At 63.5% G+C, this 18,286-nt stretch carries 14 protein-coding genes; 5 read left to right on the top strand and 9 right to left on the bottom strand.

Annotation, left to right across the window (positions count from 1 at the left end):
* Window positions 1-14: 14 nt before the first annotated feature.
* Window positions 15-785, bottom strand: a complete 771-nt coding sequence (locus QA645_RS42690; protein WP_254135058.1) for a helix-turn-helix transcriptional regulator — start codon at window positions 783-785, stop codon at window positions 15-17.
* A 184-nt stretch (window positions 786-969) separates the two neighbouring features.
* On the opposite strand from QA645_RS42690, the gene QA645_RS42695 reads away from it, so the two are divergent.
* The 5 genes from QA645_RS42695 (at window position 970) to QA645_RS42715 (ending at window position 8,462) form a co-directional block, all read left to right on the top strand.
* Window positions 970-3,231 (top strand): marine proteobacterial sortase target protein, encoded by a 2,262-nt coding sequence (locus tag QA645_RS42695; protein WP_283047158.1) that lies wholly within the window; start codon window positions 970-972, stop codon window positions 3,229-3,231.
* A gap of 119 nt (window positions 3,232-3,350) precedes the next feature.
* Entirely contained in the window at window positions 3,351-3,920 is a 570-nt protein-coding gene (locus QA645_RS42700) for a class GN sortase (RefSeq protein ID WP_283047159.1), read from the top strand.
* 164 nt (window positions 3,921-4,084) lie between these two features.
* Window positions 4,085-5,077 carry a glycosyltransferase family 2 protein gene (locus tag QA645_RS42705; RefSeq protein WP_283047162.1) on the top strand — a complete coding sequence of 331 codons (993 nt, stop codon included), beginning with the start codon at window positions 4,085-4,087 and terminating at the stop codon, window positions 5,075-5,077.
* Window positions 5,078-5,352: 275 nt separating this feature from the next.
* Window positions 5,353-7,482, top strand: coding sequence for an acetate--CoA ligase family protein (locus QA645_RS42710; protein ID WP_283053608.1), 2,130 nt, complete (start codon window positions 5,353-5,355; stop codon window positions 7,480-7,482).
* Window positions 7,483-7,631: 149 nt separating this feature from the next.
* Entirely contained in the window at window positions 7,632-8,462 is an 831-nt protein-coding gene (locus tag QA645_RS42715) for an MlaD family protein (protein WP_254196043.1), read from the top strand.
* 3 nt (window positions 8,463-8,465) lie between these two features.
* On the opposite strand, the gene QA645_RS42720 is transcribed toward QA645_RS42715, so the two are convergent.
* From QA645_RS42720 to urtB, 8 genes are all read right to left on the bottom strand, one after another.
* Window positions 8,466-11,444: an autotransporter outer membrane beta-barrel domain-containing protein gene (locus QA645_RS42720; protein ID WP_283047163.1), complete on the bottom strand. Its 2,979-nt coding sequence runs from the start codon at window positions 11,442-11,444 to the stop codon at window positions 8,466-8,468.
* 328 nt (window positions 11,445-11,772) lie between these two features.
* A complete protein-coding gene (locus QA645_RS42725; RefSeq protein WP_212241148.1) occupies window positions 11,773-12,813 on the bottom strand; it encodes an aliphatic amidase in 1,041 nt (346 codons plus the stop codon).
* Window positions 12,814-12,857: 44 nt separating this feature from the next.
* Entirely contained in the window at window positions 12,858-13,235 is a 378-nt protein-coding gene (locus QA645_RS42730) for a zinc ribbon domain-containing protein (RefSeq protein ID WP_283047166.1), read from the bottom strand.
* 93 nt (window positions 13,236-13,328) lie between these two features.
* Window positions 13,329-14,558: a formamidase gene (gene fmdA, locus QA645_RS42735; RefSeq protein ID WP_283047168.1), complete on the bottom strand. Its 1,230-nt coding sequence runs from the start codon at window positions 14,556-14,558 to the stop codon at window positions 13,329-13,331.
* Between the two features lie 27 nt (window positions 14,559-14,585).
* A complete protein-coding gene (gene urtE / locus QA645_RS42740) occupies window positions 14,586-15,275 on the bottom strand; it encodes an urea ABC transporter ATP-binding subunit UrtE (protein ID WP_254135067.1) in 690 nt (229 codons plus the stop codon).
* Window positions 15,276-15,342: 67 nt separating this feature from the next.
* A complete protein-coding gene (urtD, locus tag QA645_RS42745; RefSeq protein WP_027531396.1) occupies window positions 15,343-16,098 on the bottom strand; it encodes an urea ABC transporter ATP-binding protein UrtD in 756 nt (251 codons plus the stop codon).
* A gap of 10 nt (window positions 16,099-16,108) precedes the next feature.
* Window positions 16,109-17,251, bottom strand: coding sequence for an urea ABC transporter permease subunit UrtC (urtC, locus tag QA645_RS42750; RefSeq protein WP_254135068.1), 1,143 nt, complete (start codon window positions 17,249-17,251; stop codon window positions 16,109-16,111).
* Window positions 17,252-17,269: 18 nt separating this feature from the next.
* A complete protein-coding gene (urtB, locus tag QA645_RS42755; RefSeq protein WP_283047173.1) occupies window positions 17,270-18,196 on the bottom strand; it encodes an urea ABC transporter permease subunit UrtB in 927 nt (308 codons plus the stop codon).
* Window positions 18,197-18,286: the final 90 nt, after the last annotated feature.

Below are 18,286 nucleotides of genomic sequence, written 5' to 3' on the forward strand. Positions count from 1 at the left end.
ATTCGGGCGCAGGTTCAGGCTGGCAGAAAGAGCGCAAAAGACTCGTCGACGGTACGCCGAAGGTGATCGCGATACAGCTTGTAATTCACCTGGTCCGGTGCGATCCGGCCCACAGCCGGATCGGCGATATTCCGTGCCGGCACATAGGCAATGGGTGCCGCGACCGGCGTCAGCTGCGAGCCGGCGCCGGCGCGCAGCGTCGAGATGATGCCATACATCGCGCCGGACACGGTTGGCCGCGATACCGTGATCACGCGATGCTGGCCATGCTTGTTGATGACAAGGTAGATGAACCCCGACTGATGCGGCACGGCAACCTCGCCGGTGTGCTCATAGGCCGCATCGGTCCGTTCGCCCTCGCGGAAGACCAGCGAGGAGACCTTCGGCTCCCAGACGATCTCGGTGCGATAGGCAAAGATCGCATCCTTGTCGCCAAAGGACGGCCGCAGCGTGATGTAGACATCTTCCAGCCAGGTCACGGCGCGATGCGAATAGGAGCCGAGGCTGTCAGGCGCGACGTCGTTGCCTGCCACGGGCGCTGGCGTCACCGTGGTCTTGCGCAGGGACACGCCCAGCGCCTGCTCGAGCCGGACCGTGGTCGCCAGGGTAAACGGGCGGCGGCCGCCGAGCGCCTTCTCCAGCGTCGACAGGCTGAGTTTGGCCTGCTCGGCCAGCGCCTGCCGCGAAATCCGGCGCCTTGCGATTTCCTCGCGGATCGTCTCCGCAACCTCGCGGCTTTGTTCGTCCGAAAGCTGCCCGTCGTTGAGTTTATCCGGCGTCTGCATCGTTAACCCTGCTCCACTGCGGCCAGTCTAGCAGGGCGGACAAATCAGCACAAAACCGGACATAGCCGCCAAGACGGCAGCCGGCAAGGCCAGCCGCGGCGGAACATTGCCGATCAATCTGCTCGCGACAACGCCCCCTCCCGACCGATGCTCAGGGGCGTGAAACACTTCGGGAGCAGGCCAAATGGACAATTACGACGCGGTCGACAGCCACGAACACCCCTGGCTTGGGAGGCTGATCAAGGTCGGCCTGTTCCTTCTGGCGCAAAGCATCGCCGTGCTCCTGGTCAGTTTCGTGGCCCTGCTGGTGAGCTTCGAGACCTCCTGGTCGGCGACGACCGAGCAGGCCGGCCTGCTCCAGCCCGGCGACGCCAAGTCCGGCAGCCTCCTCCTGAAGGAGGACGGCGCCACCACCGAAGCCATCCGTCTCGGGATCGATGTCGACATCACGGTGTCCGGCCCGACGCTGCGCACGCGCGTCACGCAGGTCTTCCGTAACCCGACCAAGGACTGGGTCGAGGCGACCTATGTCTATCCGCTGGCCGCCGACGGCGCCGTCGACACGCTCAAGATGGTGGTCGGCGACCGCGTCATCGTCGGCGACATCAAGGAGCGGCAACAGGCGCGCGTGATCTACGAACAGGCGCGTCGCAACGGACAGAAGGCCGCGCTCACGGAGCAGGAGCGGACGAACATCTTCACCAATTCGGTCGCCAATATCGGCCCCGGCGAAACCGTGCTGGTGCAGATCGAATATCAAGAGCCGGTGCATCAATCCGGCAACGAATATTCGCTGCGCGTGCCGCTCGTGGTCGGGCCGCGCTACAATCCGGCGCCGATCGTGCAGAGCGTCGACTTCCGCAAGGACGGCTCCGGCTGGGGCGCAACCAGTTCCGATCCGGTGCCCGACCGTGACCGCATCTCGCCGCCGGTGCTCGATCCCGCCAAGAGTCCGCCGATCAATCCGACCAGCATCGCGGTGCACCTGAAAGCCGGCTTTGCGCTCGGCGAGGTGAAGAGCCACCATCACAACGTCAAGATCGAGAGCCCGGACAACACGACGCGAGTCGTGACGCTTGCCGACGGCACCGTGCCGGCCGACCGCGATTTCGAGCTGACCTGGAAGCCGGCGGCCGAGAAGGCGCCGTCGGTCGGCCTGTTCCGCGAGCATGTCGGCGACGCCGACTATCTGCTCGCCTTCGTCACGCCGCCGGCCGCCGAGCAGGCAACACAGAAGCCGCTGCCGCGCGAAGTGGTGTTCGTGATCGACAATTCGGGCTCGATGGGCGGCACCTCGATCGAACAGGCCAAGGCAAGCCTGCTCTATGCGCTCGGCCGTCTCCAGCCGAACGACCGCTTCAACGTGATCCGTTTCGACGACACCATGGACGTGCTGTTTCCGACCTCGGTGCCGGCCGATACCGCCCATGTCGGCGAAGCGACGTCATTCGTCGGCGCATTGCAGGCGCGTGGCGGCACCGAGATGGTGCCGGCGATGCGTGCGGCACTGACCGACAAGATCGGCGATACCAACATGGTTCGCCAGATCGTGTTCCTCACCGACGGCGCGATCGGCAACGAACAGCAATTGTTCGAGACCATCACCGCGATGCGCGGCCGCTCGCACATCTTCATGGTCGGCATCGGCTCCGCGCCCAACACCTATCTGATGACGCGGGCTTCCGAGCTCGGCCGCGGCGCCTTCACCCACATCGGCTCCGTCGAGCAGGTCGAGGAGCGCATGCGCGGCCTGTTCGCCAAGCTGGAGAACCCCGCCGTGACCGGCCTCACCGCAAAATTCTCCGACGCCAAAGCCGACGTCACGCCGGCGATCATTCCCGACATCTATCGCGATGAGCCGCTGGTGCTGGCCGCAAAACTCGACAAGCTCGCGGGTTCGCTGGAAATCAAGGGCCGCGTCGGCGACCGGCCGTGGTCGGTGACATTGCCGCTGCAAAATGCAGCCGAGGGCAAGGGCCTGTCAAAGCTCTGGGCCAGGCGCAAGATCGGCGACGCCGAGGTGGCGCGGACGCTCCGCGAGAAGACACCGGAAGACACGGACAAGGCGATTCTTGCGCTGGCGCTCGACCATCAGATCGTCACGCGACTGACCAGCCTTGTCGCGGTCGACAAGACGCCGAGCCGTCCTGAAGGCCAGCCGCTCAAGCTCAGCGAGCTTCCGATCAACCTGCCGGCAGGCTGGGATTTCGCGAAGGTGTTCGGCGAACGCCCGCAGCTGACGCCGACACAGTTGCGCGAGCGCCGCGCCGATGCAGGCCAGCCTGCAGCAAGGCGGCCGGCTCCTGTCACACCGGATGCGATCCGCCTGCCCAAGACCTCGACCTCAGCCGTGCTGAAGATGATCGCAGGTCTGGTCATGATCGTACTTGCCCTGATCCTGTTCGTGTTCAACCGGCGTCAGTCCTTGCTCACTGACGCCGCTTGAGAGAGGAGCGCCCCGAACTCCTCTTGCTTGGCGCGCGCGGCTGCCCGTCCCGAAACCAACGGCCGCGCGCGCTTTTTTTCCTTCTCGTCATTGCGCTCGCAATGACGGTGGAGAGACCAATGCCACGCTTCGTCTCCCCTCTGGTCCTCGTGTTGGTCGGCGCCATCCTGTTCGGCGACGGCGCCTACATCCACGCCAAGGCGTGGCTCGCGCAGATGCTCCTGGTGCGTGCGTTCGACCGGAGTGTTGCGACCGGCCAGCCGGTCAAGCCATGGTCCTGGGCCGATACCTGGCCGGTGGCGCGGATCGAGGTCAAGCGGATCGGCGCCAGCGCCATCGTGCTGGACGGCACGAGCGGACAGGCGCTTGCTTTCGGACCGGGCCATCTCCACCAAACGGTGGATGCCGGCGAGCGCGGCGTTGCTGTATATGCTGCCCATTGCGATACACATTTCCGCTTCCTGCGGGATGTTGCCATTGGTGACGTGATCGATGTCACACGCAGTGACGGCAAACGCTTTCGCTATCGCGCGGATTCCTCCGCGGTCGTCCGTTTCGACGCATCGGGCATCGATCCCGCAACGCAGGATTTCGAGCTTGTGCTTGCGACGTGCTGGCCGTTCGATGCCGTCACGTCGGGCCCCGAACGGTATCTGCTGCATGCCACCCTGATCGGGGATGGTGAATAGCCGTTCGCAATCGCGCCCATCCGGGATCGATCGAGCTCTCGCAAGCCATGCTTAGCGCATGCGACAACCAGCTTCGCTGGAACCGCTGAACTGGTGCCGCCAGCCGTAGACCTATAGAAGGGCCAGCGATTTCTGCAGCCGAGCTGGGCGGGAAGAAGGGGTAAATGGACGACGAGTTTAGGCAGCGTCTCGACCAGCGATTGGAGCAGCTCGAAAACCGCGTCGCGCTGCTGGAACGGAATCTGGATCTCGTCGCGGCCGGTCAGAGACGCTCCTCGCTTCGCAGCCTCTGGCGGCGTCCACCGATGTGGACGTTCGAACAATATCCGGCGCGAATGCTCAACCTGAACGCGTTCAACTCCGCGCCCGCGATCCCTGCGACAGCGCCGCGGATCGCGATGGTCACGCCAAGCTACAATCACGCGCAATATCTCGGCGCCACGATCGACAGCATTCTGAGCCAGGCCTATCCGAACCTCTATTATCACGTGCAGGATGGCGCCTCGATCGACGGCACGATCGATCTCCTGAAGAGCCGCAGCGACAGCATCAGCTGGAGGAGCGAACCGGACAAGGGTCAGTCCAACGCCATCAATCTCGGCTTTGCCGGCGTCGACTGCGAGATCATGGCCTATCTCAACAGCGACGACGTGCTGCTGCCCGGAACGCTCGCTCATGTCGTCAACTATTTCATGTCGCATCCCGATGTCGACATCGTCTACGGCAACCGCATCTTCATCGATCGCGAAGGACTCGAGGTCGGTCGTGCCGTGTTGCCCCGCCATGACGGCAAGGTGCTGCGATATGCCGACTACATTCCGCAGGAGACGATGTTCTGGCGCAAGCGCGTGTGGGACAAGCTTGGTGCGATCGACGAAAGCTTCCACTACGCGATGGACTGGGACTTCATCCTGCGGGCGCAAGCCGCCGGATTCAAGTTCGCGCGGCTACCGCGGTTTCTGTCCTGCTTCCGTATTCACGACGCGCAGAAGACGGCGGCGACCTACGCGATCGGCGTCAGGGAGATGGGCATCTTGCGGCGCCGCGTTCTCGGATTCGATCCGACGCAGATGCAGATCCGGCGCGCCATCGCGCCTTATCTCGTCCGGCAGCTGGCCTATCATTATGCCTACAAGCTGGGGGTCCTGCGATACTGACGCGGACAAGACGCGAGCCGGCGATTGACGTCGTCGCCTGCGATCCGCCGCGCATTCCGCCATGCGGCATGCAACCCTGCCGGTTGCCACTCCACCCAACTCGCCATACAACAAGGTGACGCGCCACCAAGAAGAACAAAAGGTGAGGTCACGCCATGGAAGCCCGGATCTCTAACGCGCAGGTCGCTCAAGCACAGGTCTCTGCCGCGCCGGCTCCTGCCCGCTCATGGTCGCCGCCCCCTGATGCCAGCGACATCGTCAAGGGCATCCACGCCATGCTGCATCCGCGCAACATCGTGCTGGTGGGCGCGACCGACAAGCCCGGCAACTACGCCGAGCGCATCTGGAACAATCTGGTCAGATATGGCTTCGAGGGCGGGCTCTATCCCGTCAACGCCAAGCGCGAAACCATCTGGGGCGTGCCCTGCTACAAGGATTTTGCCAGCCTCCCCGAGAAGCCAGATCACGTTCTGGTGCTGGTGCCCGCGCGCTTTGCCGTGCAGGTGATCCGCGACGCAGCTGCTGCCGGCGCGCGGTCGGCCACCATCGTCACGTCGGGTTTCAGCGAACTGCAGGATGAGGAGAGCCAGAAGCTTGCCGCCGAGCTGCAACGGGCCGTGCGTGAGACCGGGCTCGCCGTCACCGGCCCGAACTGCCTCGGCAATTTGAGCGCCGGCGAAAAACTCTTCACCAATATCGACGACCGCATCGTCACCATGGAACAGGGCGCGGTGGCGATCGCCGGACAGTCCGGCGCGATCGTCATGGCAATCCGGCAGGCGCTGGAGGATCGCGGCGTCGGTGTCGGCTACATGGTGACGACCGGCAACGAAACCGGGCTCGAGACACCCGACCTGATGCGCTATTTCGCCGAAGATCCGAGCGTCAAGGTGATCGTGGTCTATCTCGAAGGCGTGCGTAACACCAAGGCCTTTCGCGATGCCTGCAAGGCCGCGCGTGCCGCGAGCAAGCCGGTGATCGCGCTCAAGCTCGGCTCATCGGAAGGCGGCCGCGCTGCGGCGATGGCCCACACCGGTGCGCTGGCGGGCTCGATCGAGACTTTCGACGCGATCGCAACCCGCGAAGGCGTGATCCGCGTCGGCGGGCTGGACGAATTGATCGAGACCACCGAATGCTTCGTCCACGCCGCCGTGCCCAAGGGCGACCGGCTCGCCGCCGTCACGCTGTCTGGCGGCAAGCGCGGCATGCTGCTCGACGCCTTCTATGCCGAGGGCCTGAATTTCGCGCCGCTCAGTCCACATGTCGGCAGCGAACTGGCCAAGATGCTTGGCCCCGGGTCGATCGTCGGCAATCCGCTCGACGCCGGCTTTGCGGCGGTGGTCGATCCCTCCGTCTACATGAAGTCGATCAAGCTGATGATCGATGACCCGGATATCGACATCGTCATCGTCGACGCCGAATTTCCGAAAGTGCCGCACGAGCAGCGCGAGCGCAATTTGCGCATCGTCAACGAGATGGCGAGCCGCGCGGCAAAGCCCGTGATCTATATCAGCGCGATGTCGATCGGCTTCACCGAGTTCACCAAGGGCCTGCGCAAATCGCTGCCGCACCTCGCGGTGATGCAGGGCATGGACCGCGCGGTGACCGCGATCAAATCGCTGCTCGCCTATGCCAGGCTGCGCAAAGAGGTGCCCGACATCGTCTCGAGCTCGAAGCCCGCGGCGCGCGCCGTGCTCGAGAAGGCGCTGGCATCAGCAAGCGGTGCCGCGCTCGACGAGGTCGCCTCGAAGAAGCTGCTGAAGGCCTACGGTATCCCGGTCTCGAAGGAAGGAATCGCGCAGACGGCGGCCGAAGCCGTCAAGATCGCCAAGCAGATCGGCTTTCCGGTTGTGGCCAAAGTCGTCAGCGCCGAGATCCTGCACAAATCCGATATCGGCGGCGTGGTGCTGAACCTCAACGGCGCAGCCGAGGTGAAGAAGGCTTTTTCCGACATCACCGCGCGGGTGAAGAAGCTGAAGGGCAAACCAAGGCTCGACGGCATCCTGATCGCACAGCAGGTCAAGGCCGACCTCGAGCTCGTCGTCGGCGCGTCGCTCGACGCCGAGATGGGGCCGGTCGTGCTGTTCGGCACCGGCGGCATCGATATCGAGCTGATGAAGGACGTGGCGCTGGCTGGCGCACCGCTGGACGAGGCCGAGGCGCGGCTGCTGATCGGCCGCACCAAGGCCGGCATCAAGATGCGCGGCTATCGCGGCAAGCCGGCATTGCACGAGACCTCGGCCGTGAAGGCGCTGGTCGGCCTGTCCAATCTGATCGCGGATGCCGGCGACCGGATCGCGTCGATCGACGTCAATCCGTTCCTGATCAATGCGAAAACCGGCGTCGCGGTCGATGCGCTGATCGTACTGAACAATGCGGCGGCTAAACGCGCCGCCGGGCATTGATGTCGCTTGAGGCGCGGATCAGCACTGCATAATCCGCCAATTTTGCACCACTGATGATAGAAGACGGCGGGTTACGCTTCGCTAACCCGCCCTACGTACCATCCGGGCTCCTTCCAACTTCCCCGCTTTGGTCGTAAAATCGCTACCCTATGGCACGCGCGAGCAATCTGGTGATCGGAACGACGACGCTGGCGGTGATCGCCGTGGCGTTCGGCGGCCTGCTCGGTGTGCAGAAATGGCGCGCCATCCAGAGCCGCAGCCAGTTGCGCGTCGTGTTCGAAGGCGGTTCCGCGAGCGGCCTGCGCCGCGGCGGCCCGGTCAATTTCGACGGCGTGCCCGCCGGCCAGATCCTGTCGATCAAGCTGGACAGTCCGCGCAAGGTCGTCGCGCTGGTGTCGCTCGACAACACCGCGCCGATCCGCAAGGACACGGTCGCCGGCATCGAGTTCCAGGGCCTCACCGGTGTCGCTGCGGTCTCACTGATCGGCGGCGCCCCGTCCGCGCCGCCGGTACCGCTGGACTCGGACGGCATTCCCGTGTTGACCGCCGATCTCAGCGATGCCGAATCCATCGTCGACACGCTGCATAGCGTCGATCGCACGATCGTCAGCAACGCGCCGGCGATCAAGGACGGCCTGCGCACGTTCGAAAACTATACCGGCGACCTCAGGGGCAAGGGCGACGAGATCGACGCGGTGATGCTCAAGGTCGACAATGCGTTTGCCGGCTTCGACAAGGCGGTCACCAAGATCGAGGGCGTGGTGCCCGGCTTCGTCGACGGCAAGGCCGACGAGTTGTTCGAAAAGGTGAAAGGGCTGCACGAACTCGCCGACACCATGAAGAAGAAATCGGCAAGCTTCCTCGAGGACACGCGCCGCTCGCTGCTCGACGTCAGCGAAGCCGCCAACAAGATGAGCGGGACGCCTACGCCTGCTGCCGCTCCGCGTCCACCGCGCAAACCAACGCAGCCGAAGCGATAGAGCCTACCAGGTGTAGCGCACGACGCCCTTGCCGGCGTAGGAGCGCGTGACGTTCGAGAACTCGCCCTCGAAGGTGGCCGACGCGGACCAGCCGTTCATCCAGTTCATCTGTATCGACGCCGTCGTCAGCGCGGAGTCGCGCGCCAGTGCGGCACCGTTCACGACGAAGGCCGATCCCGGCAGCGTCTGGAACACCGCGCCGATCGTGCGATCCGGATTGAAATCATGCGCCCAGGCGGCGCGGCCGCGCAGCGTCAGCACGCCACCGGCTGCGGCAAACGATCTGTCGGCGCGCAGGCCGAGCTCGGTGCGGGTGCTGGTCACGTCCTTGGCGGCATAGTTGAGCGCGAAGGTGTTGTTGCCGACCACCGCGAATTCCGAATAGCTCGGCAGGCTGAACATCGTGGCCTGGAGCGCGGCATAGGGCGTCAGCCCGATCCACGGCGTCGCCTGGCGATAGCCGCCCTCGATACGGCTTGAAATGGCGTTGGCATTGAATTGCGCCCGCAACTGATCGGAGCCGGCCGCGGTGACGATGCGGTTGGTGGTGACATCCTGCCAGCCATAGGCCAGCGCGGCCGTGACATAGGCAGGCCCCGCATTGTGGCGAACGAACGCGCCGGCCTGGAACAGATCCGAGTGGCCCCAGCCCAGTCCGTTGACGCCGAAGCCGGTGCCGCCGCCGGCGAGCGCGAAGCCCGCGACCGTCGAGGGCGAGAAGCGATAGTCGAGGCCGACCGCGGTCCCGTAGACGCTGCTGGTCGTGTTGTTGGAGCCGAGTGCCGTGCGACCGTCGGTGGTCTGCGAGCCGCCGTAGCCGGCCGCCCAGACATCCCAGCGCTGCTCGAATGTCGGCGGTGGCGCCTTGCGGTAGATCGAGGCGAAGGCGTCGCTGGGGCGCTTGCCTGATGCGGCGTAGGCAGTCGCACTGGTCTCGCCGGCGTAAGGCGTCGCGCCGCTCTCGCCGCTGCGCCCCGAGCCGAACACGTCGGTCAACAGGCTCATGAACAGGTTCATCGCATTGAACGTCGTCTGCTGCGATCCCGTTGCAGATTCACCGGAGGCCTGCGTGAGGCCGGCGGGACCGAGACCCGCGAATTCGGCTGGCAGGACACCATTGGTGTTGAAGAAGTTCTGAAGTGTCGTGGCAACGTTCTGCTGGTTGACGTTGAGCGCGTATTTCGCGCCGTAGTTCAGCGTGAAATCGAGAAAGACCTCGTTCGATCCGACGGTCGTCGTGCCGATGAGGCCACCCGGCGCGGCAACGCTCGTAAAATTACCGGTGGCAGTGCCGAGGAAGTCCATGATCGCGTAGTGCTTCTTCACCATGCTGCCGGGATACAGCGAGACGCCGACGGTGCCGCTCAGCGAAACATTGCCGGCTACGAGCGCGTGGCTCGTGCTGGATCCGCTACCCACCTGCACAACATAGACCGAGCCGGGCTGAAGGGTGAGATCGCCCTGGACCTGCATGCTCGAGCCTGGCCCGCCGTCGCCGGGCGCATAAATGCCGCCGTTGGCGATGAGTGTGTTGCCGACGATGCCGGCGCCATACAGCGCGGCTCCAGCATTCACCGTGGTCAGGCTCGATTGCGAGATGTCGCCATCGACGCGCAGGATGCCGCCATTCACGGTCGTCGTGCCGGTGTAGGTATTCGTGCCGGAGAGGACCAGCGTTCCGCTACCGACCTTTTCGAGCGAGCCTGATCCCGCGGGACCGCAGCCGCAGGGATTGAAATCGCCGATGACACCGCTGACTTCGGTCGACAGATTGTTGCCGCCGACAACGAGCGTGTTGCCACCACCGATGTAATAGAAGCCGCTGCCTTGGATCGATCCGGCAGTGACGCGGCCGTCGCCGTTCAAGCCGACGCTACCGCCGAAATCGACGATGCCGGTACCGCTGGTGATGAAACGCGCGTTGCCGCCGGTCGAATTGTCGAAGAACGAGGTCTGGCCGCCGCTCTTGGTGATGATCGTGGCATTGCCGGCCGTCGAGAACGCACCGAAATCGGTGATGCCGTTGGCCTCGTTGATGATCGTGGCATTGGCGGCGGTCGCCGTGCTTCCCGGCACGGCGCCGAAGGTCGTGCCGCCAAAATCCTTGTTGACGATGGTCGCCGAGCCCGCCGAGGCCTGATCGATGAACGCGGTCGAGCCGCTGTTCTGGTTGGTGATGCTGGCCGAGCCCGCATTGGTCTGGCTAAAGAAGGCGACCAAGCCGCCGTCATTGGTGATGGTCGCCTGTCCGGCCGTCGCGGTATGGGTGCCGGTCCCGGTCGGATCACCGAAATAGATCTGGCCGTTGTTGGTGATCGCCATGGTGCCGGCGGACGTCGCATTGAGAAACATCGTCACGCCGGAGAAGGCGTTCGACAGCGACGTGACACCCGAAATGTCGGCGTTGACGATCTTGAAGAAGCCCTCGTTGGTGACGGCGCCGATGATGCTGGCGGTATGGGTCGCGTCACCAAGCTGCAGCGAGCCGCAGGTGCAGATGAACGTATCGCCGGTATAGGTGTTGGCGCCAAGCAAGGTCAGGAAACCGGGCCCCTGTACGGAGATGCCGCCGGTACCGACGATGCGCGACGCGATCACGGCCGAGGGATCCCCGGTACCGGTCACATCATTGGTGAAGAAGGTGGTGCCGCCCGTGGCCAGCCTGAGGTCACCGCCCTGGATGGTATAGATCGAGCCATCGGCGGTGAGGTCGAAGCCCACGAGGCTGGTGAGCTGCACGCCGCCCGGCGTGACGGTCACGGTGCCGCCCGTCGCCGGCGTCGAGGGACCGCTGCTGCCGAACAGCGTGCCGGCCGATGCGGGATCATAGGCCGTGCTGGTCGAGCCGAAGAAATCGGTCCAGTTGGTCGTGGTGTTGTCCCACACGCCACCGCCGCCGTTGACCGAACCGTTGGGTGTGGTCTGCGATCCGTTGAAGATCTGCTGGGCGGACGCGGGGGTCACCACAACGGCCACGCTCATGGCAAGACCGAACCAGAGTGCCGCGCCAATCGCGGCAATGCTCCGGCGCGCGCAACCCTGCCCGCTCGATGGCAACCCAGCCCCCACCTTCAGCCCCTCATTCACGGCGCTCTCAGCGGCGCCGTGGGGAACCTAAAACATGGGGGTGGCCAGTAGAACTACGGGTGGGTCAGAATCCGCCTCTGACGCCGCAACTTAAGCAGATTCGACACGTGTTGTTGCAACCGGGCCACGTTTTGACACGATCAGCTCCCAATCCGCGCACACGAAACTGCGTCGGAATGACCGCCTATGTGTACGGCCATTCACATCCCTAAGCTGGAGCAACTTAATAATTGCTCGGCGCAGCCTCGTTCGGGATGCCGTCGATCGGACATTCGGCTGTGCCCGCAGTCGAGCGCGTCATCGCCTCGACCATGTCGCGGGTGCCTTCCGGATCGGCGATCCAGTTCTTGTAGAAATCATAGGGGCAGGCTGCGACGCCGCGCGGGCTTTCACCGGAATTGATCATGCCGGTGTAGCCACGGTGGACCAGCTTGTAGAGATGGTTCTGCGACTGGCCGTTGCGGCGGGCATCGCGGATCAGATGCTTCGAGAGCTGGGCATATTGGATGCCGTACTCCTCCTCACCGCACTCGCCGAGCGTGCGGCCGTCGAAGCCGATGATCGCGGAGTGGCCGAAATAGGAATAGACGCCGTCGAAGCCGGCGGCATTGGCGACCGCGACATAGACATTGTTGGCCCACGCCATCGCCTTTGAAATCAGAACCTGCTGCTCCTTGGCCGGGTACATGTAGCCCTGGCAGCGCACGATCAGTTCCGCGCCCTTCATGGCGCAATCGCGCCAGATCTCCGGAAAGTTGCCGTCGTCGCAGATGATCAGGCTGACCTTCATCCCCTTCGGGCCTTCGGAGACATAGGTGCAATTGCCGGGATACCAGCCCTCGATCGGCACCCACGGCATGATCTTGCGATACTTCTGCACGATCTCACCCTTGTCGTTCATCAGGATCAGGGTGTTGTAGGGCGCCTTGTGCGGATGCTCCTCGTGGCGCTCGCCGGTCAGCGAGAACACGCCCCACACCTTGGCCTTGCGGCAAGCTTCGGCGAAAATCGCGGTCTCTTCACCAGGCACGGCGGAGGCCGTCTCGTACATCTCCTTGGAGTCGTACATGATGCCTTGCGTGGAATATTCCGGGAAGATCACCAGGTCCATGCCGGGCAGGCCGGCCTTCATGCCCACCAGCATGTCGGCGATCTTGCGAGCGTTGTCGAGCACCTCGGCCTTGGTGTGCAGGCGGGGCATCTTGTAGTTCACCACTGCGACGCCGACGGTGTCGTTGCTGCTGGAAATATCGCCGTGAAGCATTGGGGCCGCTCCTGTCTTTTATTTGTTTGAGATTGTCGCGAAAGTCAGTGGCTGATCATCCAGGGCCGCGCCGTCGGGAACCCCTTGGCGCCGCTCTTCGTCTTGGTCACCAGCCGCGCCGGCTTCTTCCTGTCGGTCCCGCCCTTGTCCTTCACGGTCTTGCCCGAGGAGCAGCAACCGCAACCCGGGCCGTGCGAGGCCTTGTATTGCGCTAGCGTCTGCGGCGCGTGTGAACTGCGCTCGTTGACGGCGTGCGCCTTGCGCTTGTCGGCCGGCATGCAGAAGAAATTCGGCGCGGTCAGGATCACGCGCGGCGATGAGACTTCGCAATGCGGGCAGTCCTGCGGATCGTCGCATTCCGCCATCGGGCGCAGATCCTTGAACGGCCCGCAATCGTCACAGAGATATTCATAGACCGGCATCGCATCATCCCTACGCTATTGCCTGTGAGAGAACGCCTCGCGGCGGATGCGGGGCGACGAAGCAGCGCCGTCCCGCATCCCGTCACGCAGGGATCATTTGTCCGGCGAGATCGGCATCTGGATATCACCGGTGATGTGCTTGATGGGACCGGCGGCCGACGGCATCACGTCGAAGTCGAAGATCTCGGTCGGCAACCACAGCGTGGCGCAGGCATTGGGCACGTCGACCACGCCGGAGATGTGGCCCTGGCACGGCGCGGTGCCGAGGATCGAATAGGCCTGGGCACCGGAATAGCCGAACTTCTTCAGATACTCGATGGCATTGAGGCAGGCCTGTCGATAGGCGATGTGGACGTCGAGATAGTGCTGCTTGCCGGCCTCGTCGACCGAGATGCCTTCGAAGATCAGATAGTCCTTGTAGTTCGGCGTGATCGGTGACGGCTTGAAGATCGGATTCTTGATGCCGTATTTCGACATGCCGTCCTTGATCACCTCGACCTTGAGATGCAGCCAGCCGGCCATCTCGATCGCGCCGCAGAAGGTGATCTCGCCGTCGCCCTGGCTGAAATGCAGATCGCCCATCGAGAGACCGGCGCCGGGCACATAGACCGGGAAGTAGATTTTTGAGCCGCGGGAGAGATCCTTGATGTCGCAATTGCCGCCATGCTCGCGCGGCGGCACGGTGCGCGCGCCTTCCGCGCCGATCTTGGCTTTCACATCGCCCTTGGCGCGGCCGCCATGCGCGGTCGCCGCAAATGGGGGATTCGCAAGGCCGGGCACACGGGTCGGGTTGGTCGAGATCAGCTCGGCCTCGCGTTTGTTCCAGGTCTCCAGCATCTTCGGATCGGGCAGGCAGCCGATCAGGCCGGGATGGATGAGACCCGCGAAGTTCACGCCGGGCACGTGGCGCGACGAGGTGTAGAGGCCATTGATGTCCCAGATCGACTTCTGCGCCAGCGGGAAGTGGTCGGTGAGGAAGCCGCCGCCGTTCTGCTTGGAGAAGAAGCCGTTGAAACCCCAGAGGCTCTCCTTCATCGGACCGACGTCGAGCAGGTCAACCACCAGGAGATCGCCAGGCTCGGCGCCCTTGACGCCGATCGGACCGGAGAGGAAGTGCACGATCGACAGGTCGATGTCGCGCACGTCATCGGCGGAATCGTTGTTCTTGATGAAGCCGCCGGTCCAGTCATAGGTCTCGATGATGAAATCGTCGCCGGGATTGACCCAGGCCACGATCGGGATGTCGGGGTGCCAGCGGTTGTGCACCATGTCATTTTCGTAAGCCGACTTGGTGAGATCGACCTTGATCAGTGTCTCTGGCATCGAGATGCTCCCCTTTACTACGGTTGGTTAGACGGACAGATATTTCGAGACCTGCGCGGCATCGACGCTGTCGCGTGGGTCATCGCGCACGATCGCGCCGTTCTCGATGACCAGCACGCGGTCGGCGATATCGAGCGCGAAGCTCAGAACCTGCTCGGACACGACGATCGACAGGCCCTTTTCGTCGCGGATGCGTTTGAGCGTCCGCGCCATGTCCTTGATGATCGACGGCTGGATGCCTTCGGTCGGCTCGTCGAGCAGCAGCACCTTCGGTTTGGTTGCGAGCGCGCGGGCGATCGCCAATTGCTGTTGCTGACCGCCGGAGAGATTGCCGCCACGGCGGCCCTTCATCTCCAGCAGAACCGGAAACAGCTCGTAGATATCGTTTGGCACCTCGGAGCCGCCGGAAACGACGAGCCCGGTCTCGATGTTCTCCTTCACCGTCATGGTGGAGAAGATCATGCGGCCCTGGGGGACGTAAGCGAGGCCCTTGGCGACGCGTTCATAGCTCGGGAGGCCGCCGAGCTCGGCGCCATCCATGGTCACCGAGCCGCTTTTTGCCGGGAGGATGCCCATCAGCGATTTCATCAGCGTGGTCTTGCCCATGCCGTTGCGGCCCATGATCGCAACGATCTCGTTGGGCGCGACCTTGACGTTGAGCCCGTGCAGCACCTCGCTCTGGCCGTAGGCGACGTGGAGATCCGAAATAGCCAACATGCGCCGCTCCTTATTTCTTGCGCGTGATCTTGTCCGGAAACCGGACGCCACTTTCCGGGATCATGCGCTAGTGACCGAGGTACACTTCAATGACCTTGGGATCGTTCTGCACCTTCTCCATCGTCCCCTCGGAGAGGATCTGGCCCTGGTGCAGCACGGTGACCTTGTGCGCGATGTCCTCGACGAACTTCATGTCGTGCTCGATCACCAGCACCGACCGATTCTTGATGATGCGGTTGAGCAGCTCCGCGGTCTTGGTCCGCTCCGACACGCTCATGCCGGCGACCGGCTCGTCGAGCATCAGCAGGTCCGGATCCTGGATCAGCAACATGCCGATCTCGAGCCATTGCTTCTGGCCGTGACTGAGCAGGTCGGCGCTCATGTTCAGCCGATCCTTCAGGAAGATCATCTCGGCGACCTCGTGTACCCGGTCGCGCACGGCGGCGTCGCGGGTGAAGGTCAGCGCACCGAACACCGAACGTCCGCGCGGATAGGAGATCTCCAGATTCTCGAACACCGTGAGATCGTCGTAGATCGACGGGTTCTGGAATTTGCGGCCGACGCCGGTCTTGACGATCTCGTTCTCCTTCATCCGCGTCAGCTCCTTGCCGCGGAACTGGATCGAGCCTGATGTCGCTTTGGTCTTGCCGCAGATCAGGTCGAGCACCGTGGTCTTGCCGGCGCCGTTCGGGCCGATGATGACGCGGATCTCGTTCTCGTCGACGTAGAAGGAGAGATCGTTGACCGCCTTGAACCCGTCGAACGAGACGGTCAATGCTTCGACAGCGAGCAGGAATTCCTTGGGCTGATGACCTACGAGCATGATGATCTCCTCACTCCGCCGGGGCGCCGTCGGCAACCGAGCTGTCGGTCCAGCCTTCGGGTTTGGGTTTGCGCGACGAGATCAGGCGATCGATGCGCGGCTGCACATAGTCGCCCCAGATCCCGGCAAGACCGTTCGGGAATGCGAGCACAACGGCGATGAACAAGCCGCCGAGGCCGAACAGCCATAATTCGGGGAACGTTTCCGACAGGCTGGTCTTGGCGAAATTGACCAGCAGCGTGCCGTAGATGGCGCCGAGGATCGACAACCGGCCACCGACCGCTGTGTAGATCACCATCTCGATCGACGGCACGATGCCGACGAAGGACGGCGACATGAAGCCGACATTGAGCGCGAACATCGCGCCGCCGATCGCGGCGAACACGGCGGCGATGCAGAAGGCGAAGATCTTGAAGTTCGCGACGCTGTAGCCGGAGAAGCGAACCCGGTCCTCCTTCTCACGCATCGCCACCAGAATACGCCCGAGCTTGGAGTGTCGGACGAACTGCGCGATCATGATGCAGACGAACAGGCATCCGACCTCGAAGAAGTACAGCACGACTTTGGCGTGATCGGGCCGGATGTCCCAACCCTTCAAGGTGCGCAGGTCGGTCATGCCGTTGATGCCACCTGTGTAGCCCTGCTGGCCCACGATCAGGATGGTGAGGATCGCCGCGACCGCCTGGGTGATGATCGCGAAATAGGTGCCGCCGACGCGGCGCTTGAACATCGCGGTACCGATGATCAGGGCGAAGATGCCGGGCACCAGGATGATGGCGGCGATGGTAAAGGTGAGGCTGTTGAAGGGCTTCCAGAACAGCGGCAGCGCCGTGATCTGATTCCAGTCCATGAAATCGGGAATGCCTGGGGTCGACTGGATCTTGGTGTTTTCCACGCTCGACGCCTCGAGCTTGAGGAACATCGCCATGCAGTAGCCGCCGAGACCGAAGAACACGCCCTGCCCGAGGCTGAGAATGCCGCCATAGCCCCAGCAGATCACCAGCCCGAGCGCGACGAAGGCATAGGTCAGATATTTCGCGACCAGATTGAGCCGAAAGACGTCGAGCGTGAGCGGCAGCACCACCACCAGGAAGACCGCGAGCACCAGAATTCCGATGAGCTCCGATCGATTGAAGAACCGATTGTCGGTCATTGCATCAGCCTCTATTTCTCACTTGCGGACCTTGAGGGCGAACAGCCCTTGCGGCCGCAGCATCAGGATTCCGACAACGGCGAGCAGCGTCAGCACCTTGGCCATCGAGCCCGACATGAAGAACTCGAGGGTGGATTGCGTCTGCGAGATCGAGAAAGCCGAGGCGATGGTACCGATCAGGCTCGCGGCACCGCCGAACACGACCACCAGGAACGTGTCGACGATGTAGAGCTGTCCGGAGGTCGGACCGGTCGAGCCGATCATGGTGAAGGCGCTGCCGGCGACGCCGGCGATGCCGCAGCCGAGACCGAAGGTGTAGCGGTCGACTTTTTCGGTGTTGATGCCGACCGCGCCGGCCATGATGCGATTCTGCACGACCGCGCGCACCTGGCGTCCCCAGCGCGACTTGTACATGACATAGGCGACGCCGATCGTGATCAGCACGGTGAGGCACATCACGAAGACGCCGTTGATCGGGACTTCGATGCTGTCGGTGACGTGCAACGAGCCGAGCATCCATTGCGGCAACTCGACACCGACCTCACGCGCGCCGAACACGGAGCGATAGGCCTGCTGCAGCATCAGGCTGAGGCCCCAGGTCGCAAGCAGCGTATCAAGCGGGCGCTTGTAGAGGTGCCGTATCAGCACCCATTCCACTAGCATTCCCAGCGCACCCGATGCGACGAAGGCAAGGATCATTGCGAGGAAGAAGTAGCCGCTGAACAGGCTCGGCAAATAGGTCTGGAAAAAATTCGAGGTCATCCAGGTGACGTAGGCCCCGAGGATCATGAACTCGCCATGGGCCATGTTGATGACGCCCATCTGGCCGAAGATGATCGCAAGACCGAGCGCCATCAGCACATAGACAGAGAACAGGATCAGTCCTGCAAAGCCCTGCATGACGAAGATGGAGCCAAGGTCACCAAGCGAGTAGTCGCCGAACATCGATGTCCTCCGTCAGGGATGAGGTCCCGCGTCGCGAGCGAATTCGCGACGCGGGGGTCTTGGGCGTGGAGTTGCAATCCACGCCAGGGA

The sequence above is a fragment of the Bradyrhizobium sp. CIAT3101 genome (genome assembly GCF_029714945.1).
In the GTDB taxonomy this organism is placed as follows: Bacteria; Pseudomonadota; Alphaproteobacteria; order Rhizobiales; family Xanthobacteraceae; genus Bradyrhizobium.